This window comes from Streptomyces sp. NPDC006207 (assembly GCF_040613835.1).
In the GTDB taxonomy this organism is placed as follows: Bacteria; Actinomycetota; Actinomycetes; order Streptomycetales; family Streptomycetaceae; genus Actinacidiphila.
Map to the genome: position 1 here is coordinate 147,206 of NZ_JBEXSX010000008.1, position 22,772 is coordinate 169,977.

The 22,772-nt window shown below is 72.6% G+C and carries 20 protein-coding genes and 1 pseudogene; 12 read left to right on the forward strand and 9 right to left on the reverse strand.

What is annotated here, in order from left to right:
* Positions 1 to 94 precede the first annotated feature (94 nt).
* The 4 genes from ABZ312_RS08735 to ABZ312_RS08750 all read left to right on the forward strand — a co-directional run bounded on the left by ABZ312_RS08735 (position 95) and on the right by ABZ312_RS08750 (position 3,774).
* Positions 95 to 871: an IclR family transcriptional regulator gene (locus tag ABZ312_RS08735; RefSeq protein WP_500322030.1), complete on the forward strand. Its 777-nt coding sequence runs from the start codon at positions 95 to 97 to the stop codon at positions 869 to 871.
* Positions 868 to 1,731 carry an SMP-30/gluconolactonase/LRE family protein gene (locus tag ABZ312_RS08740; RefSeq protein ID WP_500322032.1) on the forward strand — a complete coding sequence of 288 codons (864 nt, stop codon included), beginning with the start codon at positions 868 to 870 and terminating at the stop codon, positions 1,729 to 1,731. Before ABZ312_RS08735 ends, ABZ312_RS08740 begins: the two co-directional genes overlap by 4 nt.
* 137 nt (positions 1,732 to 1,868) lie before the next feature.
* Positions 1,869 to 2,585 (forward strand): SCO2400 family protein, encoded by a 717-nt coding sequence (locus tag ABZ312_RS08745; RefSeq protein ID WP_500322034.1) that lies wholly within the window; start codon positions 1,869 to 1,871, stop codon positions 2,583 to 2,585.
* A gap of 181 nt (positions 2,586 to 2,766) precedes the next feature.
* Positions 2,767 to 3,774 (forward strand): NADP-dependent oxidoreductase, encoded by a 1,008-nt coding sequence (locus ABZ312_RS08750; protein WP_500322035.1) that lies wholly within the window; start codon positions 2,767 to 2,769, stop codon positions 3,772 to 3,774.
* 49 nt (positions 3,775 to 3,823) lie between these two features.
* Here the strand turns inward: ABZ312_RS08750 and ABZ312_RS08755 are convergent, their stop codons facing one another.
* Positions 3,824 to 4,447: a TetR/AcrR family transcriptional regulator gene (locus tag ABZ312_RS08755; protein WP_500322036.1), complete on the reverse strand. Its 624-nt coding sequence runs from the start codon at positions 4,445 to 4,447 to the stop codon at positions 3,824 to 3,826.
* Between the two features lie 149 nt (positions 4,448 to 4,596).
* Between ABZ312_RS08755 and ABZ312_RS08760 the strand changes: the two genes are divergently transcribed.
* From ABZ312_RS08760 to ABZ312_RS08795, 8 genes and pseudogenes are all read left to right on the forward strand, one after another.
* Positions 4,597 to 7,113: a beta-glucosidase gene (locus tag ABZ312_RS08760; RefSeq protein ID WP_500436898.1), complete on the forward strand. Its 2,517-nt coding sequence runs from the start codon at positions 4,597 to 4,599 to the stop codon at positions 7,111 to 7,113.
* Positions 7,114 to 7,302: 189 nt separating this feature from the next.
* On the forward strand, positions 7,303 to 7,851 hold the full coding sequence (locus tag ABZ312_RS08765) for a hypothetical protein (RefSeq protein ID WP_500322038.1): 549 nt from the start codon (positions 7,303 to 7,305) through the stop codon (positions 7,849 to 7,851).
* Positions 7,852 to 7,890: 39 nt separating this feature from the next.
* Positions 7,891 to 8,694: an EI24 domain-containing protein gene (locus ABZ312_RS08770; protein WP_500322039.1), complete on the forward strand. Its 804-nt coding sequence runs from the start codon at positions 7,891 to 7,893 to the stop codon at positions 8,692 to 8,694.
* 22 nt (positions 8,695 to 8,716) lie between these two features.
* A pseudogene (locus ABZ312_RS08775) lies at positions 8,717 to 8,971 on the forward strand (EI24 domain-containing protein); the annotation flags it as partial.
* Between the two features lie 86 nt (positions 8,972 to 9,057).
* Positions 9,058 to 9,813 (forward strand): class I SAM-dependent methyltransferase, encoded by a 756-nt coding sequence (locus ABZ312_RS08780; protein ID WP_500322040.1) that lies wholly within the window; start codon positions 9,058 to 9,060, stop codon positions 9,811 to 9,813.
* An 87-nt stretch (positions 9,814 to 9,900) separates the two neighbouring features.
* Positions 9,901 to 11,106, forward strand: a complete 1,206-nt coding sequence (locus tag ABZ312_RS08785; RefSeq protein WP_500436900.1) for a PA0049 C-terminal domain-containing protein — start codon at positions 9,901 to 9,903, stop codon at positions 11,104 to 11,106.
* A 6-nt stretch (positions 11,107 to 11,112) separates the two neighbouring features.
* A complete protein-coding gene (locus tag ABZ312_RS08790) occupies positions 11,113 to 11,247 on the forward strand; it encodes a hypothetical protein (RefSeq protein ID WP_500322044.1) in 135 nt (44 codons plus the stop codon).
* A gap of 183 nt (positions 11,248 to 11,430) precedes the next feature.
* Positions 11,431 to 13,035, forward strand: a complete 1,605-nt coding sequence (locus ABZ312_RS08795) for a pyridoxal phosphate-dependent aminotransferase (protein WP_500436902.1) — start codon at positions 11,431 to 11,433, stop codon at positions 13,033 to 13,035.
* A 51-nt stretch (positions 13,036 to 13,086) separates the two neighbouring features.
* Here the strand turns inward: ABZ312_RS08795 and ABZ312_RS08800 are convergent, their stop codons facing one another.
* The 8 genes from ABZ312_RS08800 to ABZ312_RS08835 all read right to left on the reverse strand — a co-directional run bounded on the left by ABZ312_RS08800 (position 13,087) and on the right by ABZ312_RS08835 (position 22,752).
* Positions 13,087 to 13,977 carry a hypothetical protein gene (locus ABZ312_RS08800; protein ID WP_500322047.1) on the reverse strand — a complete coding sequence of 297 codons (891 nt, stop codon included), beginning with the start codon at positions 13,975 to 13,977 and terminating at the stop codon, positions 13,087 to 13,089.
* A gap of 213 nt (positions 13,978 to 14,190) precedes the next feature.
* Positions 14,191 to 15,372, reverse strand: a complete 1,182-nt coding sequence (locus tag ABZ312_RS08805; protein WP_500322389.1) for an aldose epimerase family protein — start codon at positions 15,370 to 15,372, stop codon at positions 14,191 to 14,193.
* 42 nt (positions 15,373 to 15,414) lie between these two features.
* Positions 15,415 to 16,674, reverse strand: coding sequence for an ABC transporter permease family protein (gene mmsB / locus ABZ312_RS08810; RefSeq protein WP_499511730.1), 1,260 nt, complete (start codon positions 16,672 to 16,674; stop codon positions 15,415 to 15,417).
* A 1-nt stretch (position 16,675) separates the two neighbouring features.
* Positions 16,676 to 18,226, reverse strand: a complete 1,551-nt coding sequence (gene mmsA / locus ABZ312_RS08815; RefSeq protein ID WP_500322049.1) for a multiple monosaccharide ABC transporter ATP-binding protein — start codon at positions 18,224 to 18,226, stop codon at positions 16,676 to 16,678.
* A 65-nt stretch (positions 18,227 to 18,291) separates the two neighbouring features.
* Positions 18,292 to 19,416, reverse strand: a complete 1,125-nt coding sequence (gene chvE, locus ABZ312_RS08820) for a multiple monosaccharide ABC transporter substrate-binding protein (RefSeq protein WP_500357927.1) — start codon at positions 19,414 to 19,416, stop codon at positions 18,292 to 18,294.
* A gap of 6 nt (positions 19,417 to 19,422) precedes the next feature.
* Positions 19,423 to 20,469, reverse strand: a complete 1,047-nt coding sequence (locus ABZ312_RS08825) for a hypothetical protein (protein ID WP_500322053.1) — start codon at positions 20,467 to 20,469, stop codon at positions 19,423 to 19,425.
* Between the two features lie 103 nt (positions 20,470 to 20,572).
* Positions 20,573 to 21,595, reverse strand: a complete 1,023-nt coding sequence (locus ABZ312_RS08830; RefSeq protein ID WP_500322054.1) for a zinc-dependent alcohol dehydrogenase — start codon at positions 21,593 to 21,595, stop codon at positions 20,573 to 20,575.
* Positions 21,592 to 22,752 carry a mandelate racemase/muconate lactonizing enzyme family protein gene (locus tag ABZ312_RS08835; RefSeq protein ID WP_500322055.1) on the reverse strand — a complete coding sequence of 387 codons (1,161 nt, stop codon included), beginning with the start codon at positions 22,750 to 22,752 and terminating at the stop codon, positions 21,592 to 21,594. Before ABZ312_RS08835 ends, ABZ312_RS08830 begins: the two co-directional genes overlap by 4 nt.
* Positions 22,753 to 22,772 lie beyond the last annotated feature (20 nt).

The following is a 22,772-nucleotide window of genomic DNA, read 5'->3' on the forward strand; positions in this document are numbered from 1 at the left end:
CCATTGCCCGCTACGACCCGGCGCGGATACGCTGCGTTCGCGATACCGATCGCTATACGGAATATCGAACAGGCGCCGGAGAGAGCGAGCAGAGATGGGACGTCTCGTACCCGCCGTGACCAGAGCCCTGGACATCCTGGAGCTCTTCCTCGAAGGCGACGGCACGATGTCCGCGCCCGAGATCACCCGCAGGCTGGGTCTGCCGCGCACCACCGTGCACGAGCTGGTGACGACCCTCGCCGCGCGCAACTACCTGGTGCCGCAGCCCGGTCAGTCCGGCCGCTACCGCCTCGGCGTGCGCACGTACCAGCTCGGCAGCCGCTACGCCGAGCAGCTGGACCTCGCCGCCGAGGGTCAGCAGGTGGCCCGTTCGGTCGCGGAGACCTGCGACGAGACGGTGCACGTGGCGATCCTGGAGGGCACCGACGTCATCTACATCGCCAAGGTGGACAGCACCCACGCGGTCCGGATGGTGTCGGCGGCCGGGCGCAGGCTGCCCGCGCACTGCACCTCCGTCGGCAAGATGCTGCTGGCCTCGCTGCCCCCGGACGCCCTCGACGAACGCCTGCCCGGCGACGGGCCGCTGCCCGCGATGACCGAGCACAGCATCACCTCGGCCGACGAACTGCGGCGCCAGCTCGGTGCGGTGCGCGAGCGGGGGGTCGCCGTCGAGCGGCGCGAGTCCAACCCGGACGTCTCCTGCGTCGCCGCCCCGGTCCGCAACTCGGCGGGACGGGTGGTGGCCGCGCTCAGCATCTCCGTGCCGATGATCCGCTGGACCGAGGAGCGCCGGGCCGAGCTGGAGGAACTGGCCGTCAAGGGCGCCGCCGAGCTGTCCGAGCGCCTCGGGCACCGGGGCGGTGCGCGATGAGCGGGGTCGAACTCGCCCTCAAGGCCGGGGCGCGCCTCGGCGAGGGCCCGACCTGGGACCCGGTCGGCGCGCGGTTGCTGTGGGTGGACATCCTCGCCTCCCGGGTGCACTGGTACGACCCGGCCGGCGGCGGCGAGTCGGTGATGGCGACCGGGCAGCACGTCGGCGCGGCCAAGCCGCGCGCGGCCGGCGGCGTGGTGGTGAACCTGCGCGACGGCGTGGGGCTGTACGACGCGGACGGTGCCTTCCGCTGGCTGCACCGCGACCCCGTCCCCGGCCGGCGGGCCAACGACGCCGCCGTGGACGCCGCGGGCACCCTGTGGGCCGGCACCATGCGCTACGACGAGGCGCCCGGCGGCGGGACCCTGCGCCGGGTGGCCCCGGACGGCACGGTCGAGCCGGTGCTGGACGACGTGACCGTCAGCAACGGCACCGACTGGAGCCCCGACGGCTCCCTCATGTACTACGTGGACAGCCCGACCCGGCGCGTCGACGTCTTCGACGTCGACCGGGACACCGGACTCGTCCGCGGGCGGCGGCCGTTCGCGGAGGTCGAGGAGGCCGCGGGGCTCCCGGACGGCCTCACCGTGGACGCCGAGGGCTGCGTCTGGGTGGCCCTGTGGGACGGGGCCGCCGTCCGCCGCTACACCCCGCGGGGGGACCTGGACCGGGTCGTGGAGGTGCCGGTACGGCGGCCCACCGCCTGCGCCTTCGGCGGCCCGTCGCTGACCGATCTCTACATCACCTCCGCGAGCACGGGCCTTGACGCCCGGGAGCTGGCCGAGCGGCCGCTGTCGGGATCGCTGCTGGTGGTGCCGGGGGCCGGGCAGGGGATGCCCGATGTGCCGTTCGGTGGTTGATTCCGTGGTGGTTCGGGGTTGATTCGGGGCTGATCGGCCCCTAAACCCGCATGTCCCGGGTTTCACAGAGGTTTCACGGGATCGACGGTCAACTCATATGTACGTCGTATCGTCGCGTCCCATACGCTGCCGGGGCAATGGACTACTGCGCAGCATGCCGACGGCACATCAACGGCGCCCTGTCTTGCCCGGGGTGCGGAACGCCCGCTCACCAGCTCGGTGCGCAGGGGCCTGCCGACGCGCCCGTGCAGGAGCCCGGGACCGACGAGGGCGAGGCCACGGCGCCGCCCGAGGGCGGTCGTGCGGACCGCCGCAAGGCCGCGGGACGGGGGTCCGCGGAGAGCTCCCCGCGCCGTTCCGGCAGCCGGGCCCGCACCCGCCGCGTCCGCACCCGCCGCCGTTCCCGGCTGCTGGTCGGCACCCTGGTGGGCGCCGCGATCGTGCTCGTCGGCTGGAGCGTGGCGGAACTCCCGCTCGCCGGCTACGTGACGGGCGCGAGTTCGGCCGCCTCGGACGACACGCGGACCGACGGCGCCTCCCCGCGCCCGACCTCCTCGCCCGGCGACGACACCTCGGGGGACCCGGCGGCACCCGCCTCCGACGCCCCGGCGTCCGAGAGCGCGAGCGCCTCCGCGTCGCCCAGCGCCTCCAAGAGCGACAAGGAGTCGTCGTCCCCCTCGGCCTCGGCCTCCGCCTCGGTCAGCCACCCGCCCGCCGGCTCCGGGACCAAGCCCCCCGCCGGAGGGGGCCCCACCACCTCGGCGCCGCAGAACTCGAGCCCGGCGTCCGCGCCCCCCACGCACACGCCGAAGCCGACGCCCTCCTGCACCCGTTTCCTGTGGTGGTGCACCTGACGGGCACCGGGCCCGTCCTCCCCGGCTCGTCCACCGACCCGCTCCGACCCGCTCCGTCCTGCGGCCCCACCGGCCGTCGCCGCGGTGTGCGACGGGACACGCCCATGCCGATTTATTTGACTTCCTCAAACATCCAGGCTCATGGTTAGTTAAGAACCTAAAGCTTTGGAGGCGTTCCCCCATGCCGAAGAGCCGTGAATGGCACCTGGTCGCCCGCCCGCACGGGTGGCCGAAGCCCGAGGACTTCGCGCTGCGCGAGACCGAGGTCCCCGAGCCCGGACCCGGTGAGATCCTCGTGCGCAACCTCTACGTGTCGGTCGACCCCTACATGCGGGGCCGTATGAACGACGCGAAGTCGTACGCGGAGCCGTACCGGCTGGACAAGCCGATGCACGGCGGCGCGGTCGGCCGGGTCGTCGCCTCGGGCGCGGAGGGCTTCGCCCCCGGCGACCACGTGCTGCACTTCCTCGGCTGGCGTGAGTACGCCCTGGTCAACGCGGAGACCGCGGTCAAGGTCGACCCCGACCTCGCCCCGCTCAGCACCTACCTGGGCGTGCTCGGGATGACCGGCCTCACCGCCTACGCGGGCCTGTTGCGCGTCGCCGGCCTCAAGGAGGGCGACGCGGTCTTCGTCTCCGGCGCGGCGGGCGCGGTCGGCAGCCAGGTCGGCCAGATCGCCAAGCTCAAGGGTGCCTCCCGGGTCATCGGCAGCGCCGGTTCGGACGAGAAGGTCAAGCTCCTCGTCGAGGAGTACGGCTTCGACGCCGCCTTCAACTACAAGGACGGCCCCGTGGCCGAGCAGTTGGCGGCGGCCGCGCCCGACGGCATCGACGTCTACTTCGACAACGTGGGCGGCGAGCACCTCGAGGCGGCCATCGGCGCCCTCAACCTGCGCGGCCGGGTGGCCGTCTGCGGCATGATCGCCCTCTACAACGCGACCGAGCCCGCCCCCGGCCCCCGCAACCTGTCCCGGCTCATCCAGAACCGGCTGCGCATCGAGGGCTTCCTCGTCGGTGACCACTACGACCTGCAGCCGCAGTTCGTCCAGGAGGTCGGCGGCTGGATCCGCGAGGGCAGGCTGCGCTACCGCGAGACCGTCGTCGACGGGATCGAGAACAACCTGGAGGCCTTCCTCGGCGTCCTGCGCGGTGACAACACCGGGAAGATGCTGGTGCGTCTGCCCGATTAGCAGCGGGCGGGAACGGGGGACGAGGGGCGTGCCCGGATGGGTGCGCCCCTCACGCGCCGCCGGGTTCCCCGGCGTCGCGGGCCGGATCGAGCAGGGCGACGAAGCGCCGGAAGACCGCGGGCATGTCCACCTCGCCGGGGTCGTGCAGCCACTGCAGTTGCAGACCGTCCATGACGGCCACGAGCAACGGGGCGGCCTGCTCGGGCGTGAGGCCGCCGGGCAGCGTCCCGCCGTACTCGGCGCGCAGCGAGTCGGCGGCCCAGCGGCGCACCCGTGTGTAGCGGTCCCTGAAGTACTCCCGCGCCGGGTGGTCCTCGGTGACGCTGTCGCCGGCGAGCACGCTGAAGACCTGGACGACGCCCGGCCGGGTGGCGTTGTACTCGACCAGGTTGGCCACCATCTCCATCGGCCAGGCCGTGCCGTGCAGCGCCGCCGAGGCCATGTCCCACCGGTCGCGGACCTCGAGCACCGCGACGAGCAGGGCCTCCTTGGTCGGGAAGTAGTGGAGCAGCCCCTGCTGCGTGAGCCCGACCCGCTCCGCGACGGCGGCCAGCGAAGCCCCCCGGTAGCCGCGTTCGGCGATCACTTCGAGGGCGGCCTGGATGATCTCGGCCTTGCGGTCCTCGTTGCGGACCGCGCGGCCGAGTCCCCGGCCGCGGTCGTTGGCAGTCACAGGCGTGAGCCTAGCCCGGTGCCGGGTACGGGCCGAAAGTAACGAAGAGGTGACGACACCTACCGATCAACAGGACACGGGCCGGAGGATGGCGACCAGTCAGGCAGGCAGGCGACGGGTTGTCACGTCCTCACGAAGGAGTCCACCCCATGAGCGACACCTCCGGAACCCCGCTCGACGACGCGGTCGAACGCGCGCTGGGCAAGCTCGACCTCGACGCGAAGGCACGGCTGCTGGCCGGGCAGGACATGTGGTCGCTGCCCGCGCTGCCCGAGATCGGACTGGGCTCGCTGGTCATGTCGGACGGGCCCATCGGGGTGCGCGGCGTGCGCTGGACCGCGGACGACCCCTCCATCGCGCTGCCCAGCCCCACGGCGCTCGCCGCCACCTGGGACCCCGCCCTCGCCCGCCGCACCGGGCGGCTGCTCGCCCAGGAGGCCCGCCGCAAGGGCGTGCACGTCCTGCTCGCCCCGACCGTCAACCTGCACCGTTCGCCGCTGGGCGGGCGGCACTTCGAGGCGTACTCCGAGGACCCGTACCTCACCGGTGAGATCGGCACCGGCTACGTCGCGGGCGTCCAGGACGGCGGGGTCGGCACGACCGTCAAGCACTTCGTCGCCAACGACGCCGAGACCGAGCGCCTCACCGTCGACAACGTCATCGGCGAGCGCGCCCTGCGCGAGCTCTACCTCGCGCCCTTCGAGGCCATCGTCAGGGACGCCCGTCCCTGGGGCGTCATGGCCGCCTACAACTCCGTCAACGGCACCACGATGACCGAGCACCACCGCCTGCAGAACGAGGTGCTGCGCGAGGAGTGGGGCTTCGACGGCTTCGTCGTCTCCGACTGGGCGGCCGCCCGGGACACCGCCGCTGCCCTCGCCGGCGGCCTCGACGTGGCCATGCCGGGACCGCGCACCGTCTACGGGCAGGCGCTGGCCCGCGCGGTGCGCGAGGGCCGCGTCGAGGAGTCCGCCGTGGACACGGCGGTGCGCAACGTGCTGCGGCTCGCCGCCCGGGTGGGCCTGCTGGCGGACACCCCCGCGGCGGTGCCCGCCGACCGGATCCCCGCCGCGATCGACGGCCCCGCGCTCGCCCGGGAGATCGCCCGCCGCTCCTTCGTCCTGGTCCGCAACGAGCCGCGCGACGGGCGGCCCGTCCTGCCGTTCGACCCCGCCGCGGTGCGCGGGATCGCGCTCATCGGCGCGGCCGCGCGTGACGCCCGGGTGCTCGGCGGCGGGTCCGCGCAGGTCTTCCCCGCCCACGTGGTCGCGCCGCTGGACGGCCTGCGCGCGGCGCTGCCGGAGGGCACCCCCTTGGCCTACGCCGTGGGCGCCGACCCCAACGAGGAACTCGCGCCCGCCGGGCCGGGCTTCGCGCTGCGCGCGGTCTGCCGGGACGCGGCGGGCGAGGTCCTCGGCACCTGCACGCTGCCCGGGGGCCACGTGCAGTGGATGGGCGGTGACCTGCCCGACGGGGTGACCCACGACACCCTGCACTCCGTCGAGGTGACCGGCACCTTCACCCCCCGCGAGAGCGGCGCCCACCACTTCGGGACCCGGGGGCTGGGCGGCTTCCGGCTCGTCGTGGACGGCGCGCCGGTCTACGAAGGGACCCAGGTCGCCGGGCCCGAGTCCGGTCCCTTCGAGGGGATGTTCGGTGCGCCCGTCGAACGCGGCCGGGTCGTACTGACCGCCGGGGTGCCCGTCGAGGTCTCACTGACCCACGCCCTGCCCCAGGACCGCAGGGGGCCGGTCCGGGCGGTCGTCTTCTCGCTCGTCCACGGCGAACCGCAGCGGGACGGGGACGAGTTGATCGCGGAGGCCGTCGCGGCGGCGCGGGAGGCGGAAGTGGCGGTGGTCGTGGTCGCGACCACCGAGCGGGTCGAGAGCGAGGGATTCGACCGCGCGGACCTGCGGCTGCCGGGCCGTCAGGACGAACTCGTGCACGCGGTGGCCGCGGTGAACCCTCGGACGGTGGTCGTGGTGAACGCCGGATCGCCGGTGGAGATGCCGTGGCGCGAGGAGGCCGCCGCGGTGCTGATCGGGTGGTTCCCCGGACAGGAGGCCGGCGCGGCGCTCGCCGACGTCCTCCTCGGCGCCGCCGAGCCCGGCGGCCGGCTGCCCACCACCTGGCCGGCCCGGCTGGCCGACGCCCCGGTCGGCGAGGTCGTGCCCCGGGACGGGGTCCTGCGCTACGACGAGGGCGTCTTCATCGGCTACCGCGCCTGGGAGCGGGCCGGGGCGGAGCCCGCGTACCCGTTCGGGCACGGGCTCGGCTACACCGACTGGGCCTACGAGGACGCCTCCTTCGCACCGGCGGAGGGGCCGGAAGCGGACGGCGGGCGAGGCACCCTGGGCACGCTCACCGTACGGCTGCGCAACACCGGTGACCGGGCCGGGCGGGAGGTCGTCCAGGTCTACCTGGCGGCGCCCGCGGGCGAGGACCCGGCGGGCGGACGCCCGGCCCGCGTCCTGGCCGGATTCCTCCCGGTGGAGCTTCCGGCGGGCGCCGTGACGGAGGCCCGGATCGCGCTGCCCCGCCGTGCCGCGCAGATCTGGGACCCCTCGGAGGGTGACTGGCGCACTCTTGCGGGTACGTACACCGCCGAGGTCGCGCGCAGCGTCGCCGACCGCCGTCTCACGGTGCCGGTGGCCGTGGGCGGCTGACCCACCACCCCGGGGAGGTCCCTGACAGCCTCCCCGGGGTGCGGGGTCGTCGTCGCATGATGACGGATCGTCAGGCTCCGTTCCGGGTGCGGTCCCCCGGCCGGCCCCCGCCCGATTGCGGGCCGCCTCCCGTGACGTGACGCTCGTGCCAACCGCGCCCCACTCCAGGCGTCCACCCGAGGAGCAGCGATGACGGCACGTACGCGCACCCGTCCGGTCCTGGCCGGCGCGGCTCTCGTCCTGGCCGGCGCGTCCGCGCTGCTGACCGGCTCCGCGCGGGCCGGCGAGCCGCCCGCGCCCGCCGTCGCCGGCTGCACGGTGAACGGCCGGGCGGTCACCGGGGGTGCCGTCACCGGCACCGAGGGCTTCGACGAGATCGACTGCCCGGGCGGTGTCCCCGCGGGCGTCGTGGTCGCCGGGGCCGGCGGCGTCGACGTCATCACGGTCCACGGCGGCAACGCGGGGACCGTCGACGGCGGCGGCGGGGCCGACATGATCGAGATCAACGGCGAGAACAGCGGGCGGGTCACCGGAGGCGACGGCGACGACCTCGTCGACCTCATCGGCGACGCCGGGGCCAACTCCGGTACCGTGGGCGGCGGACCGGGCGACGACGTGCTCTTCCTCAAGGCCCAGGACATCGCCGGCACCGGCGTCGTCACCGGCGACACGGGCTCCGACGTCTGCCTCTTCGACCCGGACCCCTCGGGCGCCCGGGACTGCGAGGTCATGGTCTGAGCCCCACCGTCCGCGCGCGGTTCGCATACCCTGTCGCGCATGCGAGATCTTGCCAACGGGATACGGCTCTTCGTGGACGGCCAGCGCTGGGTGCTCCGGCACGGCCGCTGGTTCGGCTTCGGGCTGCTGCCGGCGCTGATCACCCTCGTCGGCTACGTGGCGGCACTGGTCGTCCTCGCCTTCTGGGCCGACGACGCGACCGCCTGGGCCACGCCCTTCGCCGACGACTGGGACTCGCCCTGGCGCGGCCTGTTCCGCGGGCTGCTCACCGCGGTCGCCTTCGGCGGCGGCCTGCTGCTGGCGGTGATCTCCTTCACAGCGGTGACGCTCCTGGTCGGCCAGCCCTTCTACGAGTCCCTCGCCGAGCGGGTCGACGTCACCGAGGGCGGCGCGCCCGACGCCCCCGACGTCCCGCTGTGGCGGGAGCTGCTGCAGTCCGCCCGGGACAGCCTGCGGGTGCTGGTCCGGGTCGCCGCCTGGGGCATCCTGCTGTTCGCCGCAGGCTTCATCCCCTTCGTCGGCCAGACCGTCGTCCCCGCGATCGGCTTCTGCGTCTCCGGGTACTTCCTCGCCCTCGAACTCAGCGGGGTGGCCTTCCAGCGGCGTGAGGTCCCGTTGCGGATGCGGATGCGGATGCTGCGCGGGCGGATGGCGCTGACGCTGGGCTTCGGTGTGCCGTTGATCCTGTGTTTCCTGGTGCCGTTGGTGTCGGTGCTGCTCATGCCGGGTGCGGTGGCGGGTGCGACGCTTTTGGTGCGTGCGTTGATGCAGCCGCAGGAGGTGCCCGAGCCGCGGCCGGAGCCGGGTGCGCCGGTGGGGCGGCTGGACTTGGGCAAGCCGTAGCCGCCGGGGGCTCGGCGGCGGGGTGGCCTTCCAGCGGCGTGAGGTCCCGTTGCGGATGCGGATGCGGATGCTGCGCGGGCGGATGGCGCTGACGCTGGGCTTCGGTGTGCCGTTGATCCTGTGTTTCCTGGTGCCGTTGGTGTCGGTGCTGCTCATGCCGGGTGCGGTGGCGGGTGCGACGCTTTTGGTGCGTGCGTTGATGCAGCCGCAGGAGGTGCCCGAGCCGCGGCCGGAGCCGGGTGCGCCGGTGGGGCGGCTGGACTTGGGCAAGCCGTAGCCGCCGGGGGCGATCCGGAGGGAACCGTTCCGCACCTGCCGCGTGACTTATGCCCTGTGGACGAGCACGCGAGGGGGAGGCGCGCCATGGCGCAGCGCACCAACCAGTACGACGACAATCCGCAGAGCTACCGCACCTACTGGGAAGGCCGCGGCTACGAACACGACGCCGAGGTCGCCGCGTTGCGGCGGCTGCTCGAAGGGCGGCACTTCGGGCACGCGGCGGACGTCGGCGGCGGCTTCGGCCGGCTCGTGCCGGTGCTGCGGGAGTTCGCCGACCGGGTCACGCTGGTGGACGCCAGCCGCAAGCAGCTGGACGACGCGGAGGAGTTCCTCAGGGGGCTCGCGGGGGTGAGCATGCGGCTGATGAGCGCGGGAGGCCTCGGGCTGCACTCCGCGAGCGTCGACCTGGTCACCATGATCCGCGTCATGCACCACCTGCCCGACCCGGGGGCCGCGCTGACCGAGATCGCCAGGGTGCTGCGGCCGGGCGGCACCGCCGTCGTCGAGACCGCCAACCTCGCGCACGCCGCCAACCGGCTGCGCTACGCGGCGCACCGCCGGCGGGTGCCGCGGTCGCCGGTGGACATCCGCTCGGCGGAGAACCGCGAGCGCGACAGCATCCCGTTCGTCAACCACCACCCGCGCACGGTGGCCGCGCAGCTGGAGGCCGCGGGGCTGCGCGTGGAGCGCCGGCTGTCGGTGTCCAACCTGCGCAGCGCGCGGCTCAAGCGGGTGGTCCCGCACGCGACGCTGGTACGGGCCGAGGGGGCGCTGCAGTCCCCGCTGGCCCGCGTGGGGTTCGGGCCGAGCATCTTCTTCCTCGCCCGCAAGCCGGCGTAGCGCCCGGGACCCCTGGCGGAGCGGTGCCCCGGTGCGCCATGCTCCGGGCGGCCGACCCGCTACCCGACCGCCCGGAGGTTCCCCGCGATGCGCCTGCCGCTCCGCCCTGCCGTGCCCGCCGACGTGCCGCCGCCCACGGCGGAGGAACTGCGCCTGGAGCGGGCCGTGCCGCGGGAGATCCTGCGCCGCGGCGGCTTCGACACCGCGGCCCCGCGGTTCGCCCGGGCCCTGGCGGAGGCCCGCGACCCGGCCTCGGCCGCCCGGAGCGTGCGGCGGCACGGGCGCGCGCTGTGGCGGGCCGCGGTGGACCGGGCCCAGGGCCGCGGGGCGGTGGGCGGTGACCTGAGCCACGACGACGACCGGCCGCTGTACTGGGCCCGGCTCGCCCTCGGCGCGGAACTGCGCCGGTGGGAACCGGCGTTCGCGCTGCCCGCCGCCGGCCGTGTCGCGCTGGCGGCCCGGCTGGAGCGCGCCTCGCGCGGACAGGAGGCCGTCCGCCCGCCCCTGGCCGAGGGCGTGCGGCGCATCCTGCTGACCGGCTTCGACCCCTTCCGGCTGGACACCGACATACGCTGCAGCAATCCCTCCGGGGCTGCGGCGCTCGCCCTGGACGGCGTCACCCTCGCGACCGCCGCGGGCCCCGCCCGCGTCGAGACCGTCGTCTTCCCGGTGCGCTGGGGCGACTTCGCCGACGGCACGGTCGAAGCCGTCCTGTGCCCCCGGTTCCGGCCAGGCCCGCGCCGGGTCGACCTGTTCGCGACCGTCAGCCAGGGCCGGGACGGACGCTTCGACCTCGAACGCTTCAACGGCGCCTGGCGCGGCGGCCATCCCGACAACACCGGCCTGTCCGTCACCGGCCCGGTCCCGGTCCCGGTGGCCGCCGCCGACCGGCAGCCGCAGTGGACGGCGTCCACGCTGCCGTACGCGGCGCTCGCCGCCGCCGGCACCGGCCCCTTCCCGGTGCACGACCGCACCACCGTCACCGAGGTCCCCGCCGGGGCGACCGACCCCGTCACCCGTGACGGCGGCCCGACCTCCGGCTCCGCGGCCCGCGCCGGGGGCGGCGGCGACTACCTCTCCAACGAGATCGCCTACCGGGCCACCCTGCTGCGGGACAGGCTCGCGCTGCCCGCCCCGGGCGGCCATGTCCACACCCCGGTGCTGCACTTCGGCCCCGGCAACACCGACCCGGCCACCGGCACGGTCACCGACCCCGCCTTCGTCGCCCAGCGGCTCGCGGTCACCGCCCAGATCCGTGCCCTCCTCGTCGCGGCCGCGGGCACGCTCGGCTGAGGAGAGGTGAAGGACAGGGGCCGCACGCGGACCCGGGTGCTCGACCATGTCCCGGCCGGGGACGTGAAGCTCGTCGCGCCGGCCGCCGCGGGCCGGATCACCACCGTCGCCGTGGGCCTGCGCGGTCAGGGGAGGCGATGACTGAACGGAAGCCCCGCCGGGCCCGTATGAGACCGGGGACGGCCGCAAGATAGCCGAACCGTGCACCACTTGTCCCGTAAACCCCACACATGTACCAGATGTGAGGAATATGCGAAAAGGTGGTGCAGGCAAGGGGAAGCGGGCCGCCGCGGCGTGGCCCCCGTGATCGAGGGAGGTTCTGCCGTGACCGTCGCAGTCGGCGCCACCGGTAATGCCACCGAGTTGTTCCGCGCCAACACCGCGCACAGTCCCTCGTACTTCGCGCTGCGCCGCGCCGCCGGCGGCCTGTCGTCCTCCGACGCAGGACACGACATCGTCGACTTCTGCATCCCGTGCAACCCCTACTTCCCGAGCCCGGCCATGTACGACAAGCTCCAGGAGTCGATGCGGGACATCCTCACGTACTACCCGAGCAGCACGGACGTCATCACCAACGAGCTGTGCTCGCTGCTCGGCCTCAACCCGCAGACCGTGGCCATGGGCAACGGCTCGACCGAGCTGATCACCTGGATCGACCACCTGCTGGTCCGCGAGAGCCTGGCCGTCCCCATACCGACCTTCGGCCGCTGGACCGACCAGCCCATGGAGACCGGCAAGCGCGTCGACATGTTCCTCCTCCCGGAGGCCGCCGGATTCGCCCTCGATCCGGCGGCCTTCGTCTCGTTCGTCCGCGCACGGGGTTCGCGTACGGCCGTGATCTGCAACCCCAACAACCCCGACGGCGGCTTCCTCCCCAAGCACGCCGTCGTCGCGCTCATGGACGCCCTGTCCGACCTCGACCTCGTCGTGATCGACGAGTCCTTCCTCGACTTCACCGACGCCGAGGCCTGGCCGAGCGTCGCCGGCGAGGCCGTCCTGCGGCCCAACGTGATCGTCCTGCGCAGCCTCGGCAAGAACTTCGGCCTGCACGGCATCCGCTTCGGCTACCTCGTCGCCAACCCCGCGCTGGCCGGGAAGGTCCGCCGCATGCTGCCCAAGTGGAACCTCAACTCCTTCGCGGAGGCGGTGGTCTTCATGCTCAAGGACCACCGCGAGGAGTACGCGCAGAGCCTGCGCCTGGTCTCCCGCGACCGGCAGGAGATGACCTGGCAGCTCGCGGCCCTGCCGGGGCTGACCGTCTACCCGTCCCAGGGCAACTTCGTCTTCGTCAAGCTCCCCGACGGCGTCGACGGCGCCGTGCTGCGCGACCGGCTGCTGGCCGAGCACGGGGTGCTGGTCCGCGAATGCGGCAACAAGCTGGGCAGCAGCAGCCGTTTCATGCGGCTCGTGGTCCGGCCGCAGGCCGACGTGCAGCGGCTGCTGACCGGGCTGAGCACGGTGCTGTACGGCAGCACCTGGTACGCGGCGCCCGCGCCCACGCCCGCGGCGGCTGCCGCGCCCGTCCAGGAGCAGCCCCCGCAGCCCGCTCCGCAGCAGCTGCCGCAGATCCAGCCCGCGCCGCCCGTACAGCCCGCCATGCCGCCGGTGCAGCCGCTCCCGCAGATCCAGCAGGCCCCGCCGCCCCAGCCGATGTACGAGCAGCCCGTGGGGCCGCCGCCGATGCCGCCGCAGCCGGTCTACGAGTTCAGGCCCGAGCCACAGCAGCAGCCGGTCTACGAATTCAGGCCCGAGCCACAGCAGCAGTCGCAGCAGCAGCCTCAGGTGCCGCCTCAGACGCAGCCCCAGCCGCGCCCCCAGGCGCCCGCTCCGGACACGTACCCCGCGCTGACCGCCGAGGTCCCGCCGGCCTTCGCTTCGGCGCCGCCCGGCACCCCGCGGCCGGCGCTGTACTGGCAGGACGCCTCCTGACGCACCGCGCCCGCGCGGGCCGGTGAGCGACCGGACCGCGCGGGCGCAGGGTCACCTGGCCGCCCGGAACGAGCGGCTGTCCAGGGTCTTCCACTCCCCGCACGAGCTCTGCTTGCCCTGGGTCTCCCGGATGACGCAGTGCGTCTCGACCACCCGGCCGTCCCGGGTGATCGCCTTGACCCACACCCCGGAGCCGACGGAGGTCACCGTGGCGCCGCAGACGCCGCGCGGGTAGCCGCGGTTGCCGCTGAGGGAGTGCCAGACGAAGGGCCCGCGGGGAAGGGTGCGACCGCCGATGAAGACCCGGCCCTCGAACACCGCGACGGAGATCTCCTGGTCGCCCTTGCGGAGGGTGGAGTCGATGCTGACGCAGGATCCGTCACGGCCGTCGCGGCCGTCGCCGCGGTCGTTCCGGGGCCCGTCGTCCCGGCCGTTCCCTCGCTCGTCCTCGCGGCCGTCCCCGCGGTTCCCGCCCTGGTCGTCGCGGCGCTGCTGCTCGCGCTCGTCGCCGCGTTGATCGCCGCGGTCGTCCCGGCGCTCGTCGTTCCCGCCGTTCCCGTCGCCCCGGTCGTCCCGGCGCTCGTCGGCGCGCTCGTCGTCGCCCTCGCCCCGGTCGTTGTCGCCCCGGTCGGTCTCCCGGCCGCCGCGCTGGTCCCCGCCGTCCTCGCCGTCCTCGCGACCGCCCTCGTCACGGGCCTCCTCGTCGCGGCCGCCGTCCTCGCCCTCCTCCTCGTCGTCGTCCGCGGCGACGCTGCGCGTGCCGGGCGGCCGGGGGTCGGCCACGGCCGCCGTCGTGCCGGCCGCGGTGGTCACGGCGCCGGGGGTCGTGGCGAGCACGGGCGCCGACACCGCGGCCGCGGCGACGGCGAGCGGCACGACCACACCGGTCAGCCGTCCGTACCGCCGGGACCTGCGCGACGGCGGCCTGCCGTCAGGACTCATGGGGGACTCCCTCGTCGAGTGCGAAAGCGCGGGGCTTGAACGACGGGATGCGTACCCGTCTGCGCGCCGACTCTCCGCCGGAGTCATTCCGGTGGCCCAGAACATCCCCGTACGGCCGACGGGGGTTCACCCGGTGCCGGTCCCGAAGTCGACAGGCGGGGGCGGCCGGGAGAGAATCCCGGCCGCCCCCGCCTGCGGGGAGGACTGCGCCGCTCAGTGGGTGCCGAAGGAGTGCACGGTGGTGGAGCGGTAGGTCTGTCCCGGCCGCAGGACCGTCGACGGGAACGAGGGCTGGTTGGGGGAGTCCGGGAAGTGCTGGGTCTCCAGGCAGAAGCCGTCGCCCTGCCGGTAGACCCGGCCCGAGGAACCGGCGAACGCCCCGGTCAGGAAGTTGCCCGTGTAGAACTGCACACCGGGCTCGGTGGTGGCGATCCGCATGACCCGGCCGGAGACGGGCTCGGTGACCGTCACGATGTGCTCGGGCGCGGCGGTGCGGCCCTTGTCGAGCACGAAGTTGTGGTCGATGCCCTGCCCGTACAGGACCTGCTGGTGCGCGGAGCGGATGTCGCGGCCGATCGCCTTCGCGGAGCGGAAGTCGAACGGGGTGCCCGCGACGGGCGCCAGCTCACCGGTGGGGATCAGGGTGGAGCCGACCGGGGTGTAGCGGCGGGCGGCGATCTGGACCTCGTGGTCGTAGATGCCGCCGTCGCCCTCACCACGCAGGTTGAAGTACGTGTGGTTGGTGAGGTTGACGACCGTCGCCTTGTCGGTGGTGGCGGTGTAGTCGATCCGCCACCGCGCGTCGGCCGTCAGGGTGTAGACGACCTTGACCTTCAGCGTGCCCGGGTAGCCCATCTCGCCGTCCGCGCTGGTGTAGCGCAGCACCAGACCGGCGTCCGAGCCCGCCTTGAAGCCCTCGACCTCCCAGACCCGCTTGTCGAAGCCCCGGTCGCCGCCGTGCAGGCTGTTCGGTCCGTCGTTGACGGGCAGCTGGTAGGTGTGCCCGTCCAGGGTGAACTTCCCGCCCGCGATGCGGTTGCCGTAGCGACCGATCAACGCGCCGAAGTACGGGCTGTTCGCCACGTAGCCGGCGATGTCGTCGAATCCGAGGGACACGTTGACGCGGCGCCCGCGCCGGTCGGGCAGCTCCAGGGTCTGGACGACGCCGCCGTACGAGAGCACCTTGAGGGTGATCCCGCCGTTGCTGACCGTCCAGATGTCGACCTTGGTGCCGTCCTCCAAGGTCCCGAAGTGTTCCTTGCTCACCTTGCTCCCGCCTGCGGGCCTGTGCCGGGCGTCGGCGGTCTGCCCCGCCGTGCCGGCCTTTCCGGCCGCCCAGGCGCTCGTCCCGCTGATCGCGGGCGCGACCGCCCCGAGCGCCGCGCCCGCGATCAATGTACGTCTGTTCACTTGCGGCTCCTTCGATAGGTAGCTGCTTTACGAACCGACCTTGCGCTTGTTCCAGACGTCGAAGCCGACCGCGGCCAGGAGCACCAGACCCTTGATGACCTGCTGGTAGTCCGTGCCGATGCCGACGAGCGACATCCCGTTGTTGAGCACCCCGAGCACCAGGCCGCCGATGATGGCGCCCAGCACGGTGCCGACGCCGCCGGTGGCGGAGGCGCCGCCGATGAAGGCGGCCGCGATGGCCTCGAGCTCGAAGTTGATTCCGGCCTGCGGGACACCGGCGTTGAGCCGTGCCGCGTAGACCACGCCCGCGAGCGCCGCGAGCACGCCCATGTTCACGAAGACCAGGAAGACGACCCGCTTGTCCTTGACGCCGGAGAGCTTCGCCGCCGCCTGGTTGCCGCCGAGCGCGTACACGTGGCGGCCGATCACCGCGTTGCGCATCACGAAGCCGAAGACGATGAGCAGCCCGGCCAGGATGAGCAGCACGATCGGCACGCCGTGGTAGCTGGCCAGCGTCATGGTGAAGGCGACGACGCAGGCGACGATGGCGAGCAGCTTCAGCAGGAAGAAGTTGCGCGGCAGCACGTCCAGGTCGTACGCGAGCTGCTGGCGGCGGTCGCGGATCTCCTGGACGACGGCGATGGCGATCACCACGAGACCGATGAGCAGGGTCAGGTTGTGGTAGTTGGTGTGCGGCCCGACCTCGGGCAGGAAGCCGTTGCCGATCTTCTGGAAGCCGCGCGGGAAGGGCGAGATGGACTGGCCCTCCAGGAAGATCTGCGTGCCGCCGCGGAAGAGCAGCATGCCGGCCAGGGTCACGATGAACGACGGGATCCCGACGTACGCGATGAAGTAGCCCTGCCAGGCACCGGCGACCGCGCCGATGAGCAGGCAGGCGACCAGGGCGAGCGGCCACGAGACGTGGTGGTGGATGATCATCACTGCGCCGGCCGCGCTGACGAAGGCCGCGAGCGAGCCGACGGACAGGTCGATGTGGCCGGCGATGATCACGACCATCATGCCGATCGCCAGGATCAGGATGTAGCTGTTCTGGCCGATGAGGTTGGTGACGTTCTGCGGTTTGAGCAGGATGCCGCCGGACCATATCTGGAAAAGCGCCGCGATCAGCACCAGCGCGATGATCATGCCGTACTGGCGCATGTTGCGCCGGGCCGCCTGCAGCAGGAGGCCGGCGGCTCCGGCCGCCGCGCCGCCGCCCTCGGCGGCCGTTGCCGCGCCCCCGGCGGGCGGCGGAGGAGTCTTGTCGGTCTTCACCGGGCTGCCCATCTCAGTTACCTCGGTCCATGGTCATGTGGCGCATCAGCACTTCCTGGGTCGCGCTCTCGCGCGGGATCTCCCCGGTCAGCCGGCCCGCGGACATCGTGTAGATGCGGTCGCACATGCCGAGCAGCTCCGGCAGTTCGGAGGAGATGAAGACGACGGCCTTGCCCTGGGCCGCCAGGTCGTTGATGACCGTGTAGATCTCGTACTTGGCCCCGACGTCGATGCCCCGGGTGGGCTCGTCGAGGATGAGGACCTCCGGCCCGGCGAAGATCCACTTGCTGAGGACGACCTTCTGCTGGTTGCCGCCGCTCAGCTTGCCCGTGGTCTCGAAGACCGTCGGGGTCTTGATGTTCATCGTGGAGCGGAAGGACTCCGCGACCCGGGCCTCCTCGTGCTGGTTGACGACGCCGCGCTTGGCGACCTTGGACAGGGCGCTGAGCGAGATGTTGCGGCTGATGTCGTCGATGAGGTTCAGCCCGTAGTGCTTGCGGTCCTCGGTGACGTACGCGATGCCGTGGCCCACCGCCTCCGGGACGGTGCGGGTGCGGATCTCCTTGCCGTGCAGGTAGACCCGGCCGCTGATGCCACGGCCGTAGGAGCGGCCGAAGACGCTCATGGCCAGTTCGGTGCGGCCGGCCCCCATCAGCCCGGCGATGCCCACGATCTCGCCGCGCCGGACGTCGAGGGAGACCCCGTCGACGACCTTGCGCTGCTGGTCGATCGGGTGGTGCACGGTCCAGTCCTCGACGGCGAAGGCCACCTCGCCGATCTCCGGCTCCCGCTCGGGGAAGCGGTGGTCGAGGTCGCGGCCCACCATGCCGCGGATGATCCGCTCCTCGGTGACGGTGCTGTGGCCGTCCTCGTCGGTGGCCTTCATGTCGAGCGTCTCGATGGTCCGCCCGTCGCGCAGGATCGTGATGGAGTCGGCGACCCTGGCGATCTCGTTGAGCTTGTGCGAGATGATGATGCAGGAGATGCCGTGCTCCTTGAACTCCATGATGAGGTCAAGGAGCTTGCGGCTGTCCTCGTCGTTCAGGGCGGCGGTCGGCTCGTCCAGGATGAGGAGCTTGACCTCCTTGGACAGCGCCTTGGCGATCTCGACGAGCTGCTGCTTGCCCACGCCGATGTCCGCCACGCGGGTGGTGGGCCCGTCGGTGAGCCCGACCCGCTTGAGCAGCCGGCCCGCGTGCCGCAGCGTCTCGTTCCAGCTGATGACACCGCGGGTGGAGTGCTCGTTGCCGAGGAAGATGTTCTCGGCGATGGACAGGTACGGCACCAGGGCGAGCTCCTGGTGGATGATCACGATGCCGCGCTGCTCGCTCGCGCGGATGTCGCGGAACTCGCAGGTCTCACCCTGGAAGAGGATCTCCCCTTCGTAACTGCCGTGCGGGTAGACCCCGCTGAGCACCTTCATCAGGGTCGACTTGCCCGCACCGTTCTCACCGCAGATGGCGTGGACCTCGCCCTCGGCGACAGTCAAGGTGACGTCGGAGAGCGCCTTGACCCCTGGGAAGGTCTTGGTGATGGAGCGCATTTCGAGGACGGGTCCGGCCATTCCTGCTTTCCGTTCTCCTCGGGTGGTGGGAAGTGACGATCGTCGGTCGCGGTCCGGCTCAGGGACTACTGGAGCTCGGACTCCTTGATGTAGCCGGAGTCGACGACGACCTCCTTGTAGTTCGACTTGTCGACGCTCACCGGCGGCAGCAGGTAGGTCGGGACGACCTTGGTGCCGTTGTTGTAGGTCTTGGAGTCGTTGGTCTCCGGCTTGCCGCCGGTCAGCACCGCGTTGCCCATCTGGACGGCGACCTTGGCCAGTTCGCGGGTGTCCTTGTAGACGGTCTGGGCCTGCTCGCCCGCGATGATCGACTTGATCGAGGCGACCTCGGCGTCCTGACCGGTGACGATCGGGAGCGGCTTCTTGCCGGTGCCGTAGCTCACGCTCTTGAGCGCCGAGATGACGCCGCGGGAGATGCCGTCGTACGGGGAGAGCACCGCGTCCACGTCGTCGGAGGTGTACGACTTGCTGAGCAGGTCGTCCATGCGGGCCTGGGCGGTGGCGCCGTCCCAGCGCAGGGTGGTGACCTGGTTGAGCTCGGTCTGGCCGCTCTTGACCACCAGCTGCTTCTTGTCGATGTACGGCTTGAGGGTGTCCATCGCGCCGTTGAAGAAGTACTTGGTGTTGTTGTCGTCGGGCGAGCCGGCGAAGAGCTCGATGTTGAAGGGGCCCTTCTTGCTGCCGTCCTTCAGGCCCAGCTTCTCGAGGATGTAACCGGCCTGGAGCTGGCCGACCTTGTAGTTGTCGAACGTCGCGTAGTAGTCGACGTTCGCCGAGCCCAGGATGAGGCGGTCGTAGGAGATCACCTTGATGCCCGCGTCGTGGGCCTGCTGCAGCACGTCGCTGAGGGCCGAGCCGTCGATGGCGGCGATGACCAGCAGCTTGTCGCCCTTGGTGATCATGTTCTGGATCTGGGCGACCTGGTTCTCGACCTTGTCGTCGCCGTACTGCAGGTCGGTCTTGTAGCCCTGGGCCTGGAACTGCTTGACCATGTTGTCGCCGTCGGCGATCCAGCGCTCCGAGGACTTGGTGGGCATGGCGATGCCGATGGTGCCGCCCTTTCCACCGTCCTTGTCGCCGCCGCCTCCGGTGTTGTCGCTCTGCCCGCAGGCGGTCGCGGTGGCCCCGAGGGCGAGGGTGGCTATCAGCGCGGCTGTGGTGCGCAGACGTGCGGCTCTGGCGATGCGCATGGCTGATCAGATCCTTTCGGCGGCCAGGCGGGGGTCGGTCGCCTGGTCCGGGTCGGTCGCGATGTCCAACGGGAAGCGGTGGAGCGGACCCGGCTGCCGCGCGCCCAGCGGGGAGAGCCCGCCGTCCGCGCCCAGCCGGGAGAGCAGGTCGAGCACAAGGCGGCCGCGCCGGACCCGCTCGCGGGCGGTCGTCAGGGCGACCTCCCGCAGCTGACGTCCGTACGGGTAGATGCCGGGGGCCTTGCTCAGCCCGAACTTGAGGTAGATCGGCGCGCCGCGGCGGATCAGCTCCGCCGCGTCGTAGAGCCGGACGAAGCCGCCGAGGTCGTCCGGGGCCTCGATGTAGAAGTCCATCGGCGCCCGGCTGACCCGGCGGATCTCGGTGATCTGCTGGAGGGTCAGGTCGGAGGGGATGTTGATGGAGTCGGCGCCCAGCCGCTCCCACACCGCGTAACCCGCCGGGTTGACCGGGCCGACCAGCGCCGAGACCTTGAAGGTGGTGTCGGCCGGCAGCAGGCCCTGCGCGCGCAGCTGGTGCAGCAGCCACAGCACGCCCTCGTCGGCGACGAGCAGGCAGCGCACGCCCAGGGCGGCGGCGCGCAGCGCGTCCTCGACGCAGCCGGCCACCTGGTCGTGGCCGCGGGCGCGCAGGCCCCCGCCGCGGGAGTCGGTGCGGGTGGCGGCGCCGATGTCCCAGGTGCCGCGGGGACCGGTGAACAGGCAGAGCTCGACGTCCCGTTCGGCGCAGGCGGTCACCATCTCGGTGATCTCCGCGTCCGTCAGCATCCAGATGCCGCTGCCCTGGCTGATCCGGTGCACCGGCACCTCCAGCCGCTCGCTCTCCTCCAGCACGGTGGCCAGCGCCTCCGGGCCCTCCACGGAGGGGATCTCGGTGCGCCAGCTGCCCCCGTCGGGGAAGGAGTGCGGGGAGGCGTCGGCAGGGTCGTCCGCCGGCGCGCCGTGACCGAGGAGGGTGAGCGCGTACTGACCCGGGTGTCGGGGACCGCCTGTGGTGCCGGCCGTGCCGGGGCTCGGGGTGGGTGCGTCGGTCACGGTGCTCCTTCGTTCTCGCCGTTCGACATATCGGACGACGTTCGGTTCATTGGGTATGGGTGGGCACGGATGGGACATCGGGTGTCCGCCGCGCACGGAGCGGTCACGGACGCAGCAGCACCTTCCCCACCTTCGGATCCCTGTTCCCCAGCAGTCCGAGGGCGTCGGCGTACTCCTCCAGCGGCAGGTCGTGCGTGATCAGCGGCGCCGGGTCCAGGATCCCGGCGTCGAAGGCCCGTACGGTGTGGGCCCAGGCGGCGGGCGGCGCCCCGAAGACCGTGTGCACGGTCAGCTGGCGCACCACCAGGTCGGTGGGGTCGAGCCCGAGCGCTCCCGGCGCGGGGATGCCGGTCAGCGCCAGCCGCCCGCCGCGGCGCAGCAGCCCCGCCGACACGCGGGCCGCGGAGGCGGAGCCGGCGGCCTCGACCACCAGGTCGTACCGCCCGTCCTCAGCGGCCAGTTCACCGGCCGTGCGGAAGCGCGTGGCGCCGAAGGAGGCGGCCAGCTCCTCCCGGTCCCGGCCGGTTCCCACCACCAGCAGCTCCGCCGGCGACACCGCGGCCAGGAACTGCACCGCCAGCATGCCGAGCGTGCCGGTGCCGACGACCGCCACCCGCTCGCCCGGCGCGGCCGGGGCCTTCAGCAGCGCCGCCGCCACGCACGCGGCCGGCTCCAGGAGCACGGCGGTGCGCAGGTCGGCCGCGTCGTCCAGGACGTGCAGCAGCCGGGCCGGCAGCGTCAGGGTGTCCGCCATGGCACCGGGCTGCGTGAAGCCGGTCTCCTCGTACGGCGCGCTGCACAGCGTGGTCTCCCCGGCGTGACAGCGCTCGCAGACCTGGCAGTTGCGGAAGCCCTCGCCGACGACCTTCCGGCCCACCAGGCCGGCGGTCACCCCGGCGCCGACCGCCTCCACCGTGCCGGACCACTCGTGGCCGGGGGTGACGGGGTAGCGGACGTAGCCCTCGGGGCGGGTGCCGGCGTGCACCTCCCGGTCGCTGCCGCAGATGCCCGCGGCGTGGACGCGGACCAGCGCCTCGCCCGGACCGGGCGCGACCGGTCCGGCCGGCACGATCCGGTGCCGGCCGGGTCCGTCGAGGACGACGGCGCGGGGGGTGTGGACGGTCACTTGGCGCCCTTCGGCTTGCGGCGCTCCCAGCCCTCGGCCCACAGGTCGAAGCGGGCCTGCTGCTGGGGGAACTCGGCGGCGGCGTCGACGTCGAGCTCGACACCGAGGCCCGGCGCGTCCGACAGCGTGAAGTACCCGTCCTCGCCGACCACGGGGGCGCCCTTGACGACCTTCTTGATCTCGGAGTCCGCGAAGTCGTTGAAGTGCTCGAGGATCTTGAAGTTGGGGGTGCACCCGGCGAGCTGGAGGCTCGCGGCGGTGAGCACGGAGCCGCCGACGTTGTGTGGGGCGACCAGCACGTAGTGGGTCTCCGCGGTGGCGGCCAGCTTGCGGACCTCGTTGATGCCGCCGATGTGCCCCAGGTCGGGCTGGATGATGTCGGCGGCCTGGAGCTCGAACAGCTCGCGGAACTCGTAGCGGTCGTGGATGCGTTCACCCGTGGCGATCGGCAGATCGGTGTGGGCGGCCACCTTCGCCAGGGCCTTGAGGTTCTCCGGCGGCACCGGCTCCTCGATCCAGCTCGGCTTGAAGGGCGCCAGCTCGTTGGCGACGCGGATCGCGGTCGCCGGGCTGAACCGCCCGTGCATCTCCACCAGCAGCTCGGTCTCGGGGCCGATCGCGTCGCGCACGGCCTCGATGAGGGAGACGGAGTAGGCGGTGGCCGCGTGGTCCAGCTCGAAGTGGCCGGTGCCGAAGGGGTCGATCTTCAGCGCGCGGTAGCCGCGGTCCACCACGGCGCGGGCGGCCTTGTGGTAGGCCTCCGGGGTGCGCTCGGTGGTGTACCAGCCGTTGGCGTACGCCTTGACCTTCTCGTTCACCTTGCCGCCGAGCAGCTGCCACACGGGGACGCCCAGCGCCTTGCCCTTGATGTCCCAGCAGGCCATCTCGATGACGGCGATGCCGGACATGACGATCTCTCCGGCCCGCCCGTAGTCGCCGTACTTCATCCGGCGGACCAGGTCCTCCACCGCGAAGGGGTCGGAACCGGATATGTGGTTGGCCTCCGCCTCGCGGAGGTAGCCGAGCAACGCGTCGGTGTGGCCGAGCATGCGGGTCTCGCCGACGCCCGTGAGCCCCTCGTCGGTGTGGACGAGCACGTAGGTGAGATTCCGCCAGGGAGTACCGACCACATGGGTGCTGATGCCGGTGATGCGCACGGGAAGCCGCCCCTTTTAGG

Bases quoted from the DNA above. Each gene is read 5' to 3' on its own strand.
- ABZ312_RS08735 (WP_500322030.1), top strand. From the start codon at position 95: ATGGGACGTCTCGTACCCGCCGTGACCAGAGCCCTGGACATCCTGGAG.
- mmsB (WP_499511730.1), bottom strand. From the start codon at position 16,674: ATGGGCAGCCCGGTGAAGACCGACAAGACTCCTCCGCCGCCCGCCGGG.
- ABZ312_RS08780 (WP_500322040.1), top strand. From the start codon at position 9,058: ATGGCGCAGCGCACCAACCAGTACGACGACAATCCGCAGAGCTACCGC.
- ABZ312_RS08785 (WP_500436900.1), top strand. From the start codon at position 9,901: ATGCGCCTGCCGCTCCGCCCTGCCGTGCCCGCCGACGTGCCGCCGCCC.
- chvE (WP_500357927.1), bottom strand. From the start codon at position 19,416: ATGCGCATCGCCAGAGCCGCACGTCTGCGCACCACAGCCGCGCTGATA.
- mmsA (WP_500322049.1), bottom strand. From the start codon at position 18,226: ATGGCCGGACCCGTCCTCGAAATGCGCTCCATCACCAAGACCTTCCCA.
- ABZ312_RS08765 (WP_500322038.1), top strand. From the start codon at position 7,303: ATGACGGCACGTACGCGCACCCGTCCGGTCCTGGCCGGCGCGGCTCTC.
- ABZ312_RS08740 (WP_500322032.1), top strand. From the start codon at position 868: ATGAGCGGGGTCGAACTCGCCCTCAAGGCCGGGGCGCGCCTCGGCGAG.
- ABZ312_RS08770 (WP_500322039.1), top strand. From the start codon at position 7,891: ATGCGAGATCTTGCCAACGGGATACGGCTCTTCGTGGACGGCCAGCGC.
- ABZ312_RS08745 (WP_500322034.1), top strand. From the start codon at position 1,869: ATGGACTACTGCGCAGCATGCCGACGGCACATCAACGGCGCCCTGTCT.
- ABZ312_RS08760 (WP_500436898.1), top strand. From the start codon at position 4,597: ATGAGCGACACCTCCGGAACCCCGCTCGACGACGCGGTCGAACGCGCG.
- ABZ312_RS08800 (WP_500322047.1), bottom strand. From the start codon at position 13,977: ATGAGTCCTGACGGCAGGCCGCCGTCGCGCAGGTCCCGGCGGTACGGA.
- ABZ312_RS08750 (WP_500322035.1), top strand. From the start codon at position 2,767: ATGCCGAAGAGCCGTGAATGGCACCTGGTCGCCCGCCCGCACGGGTGG.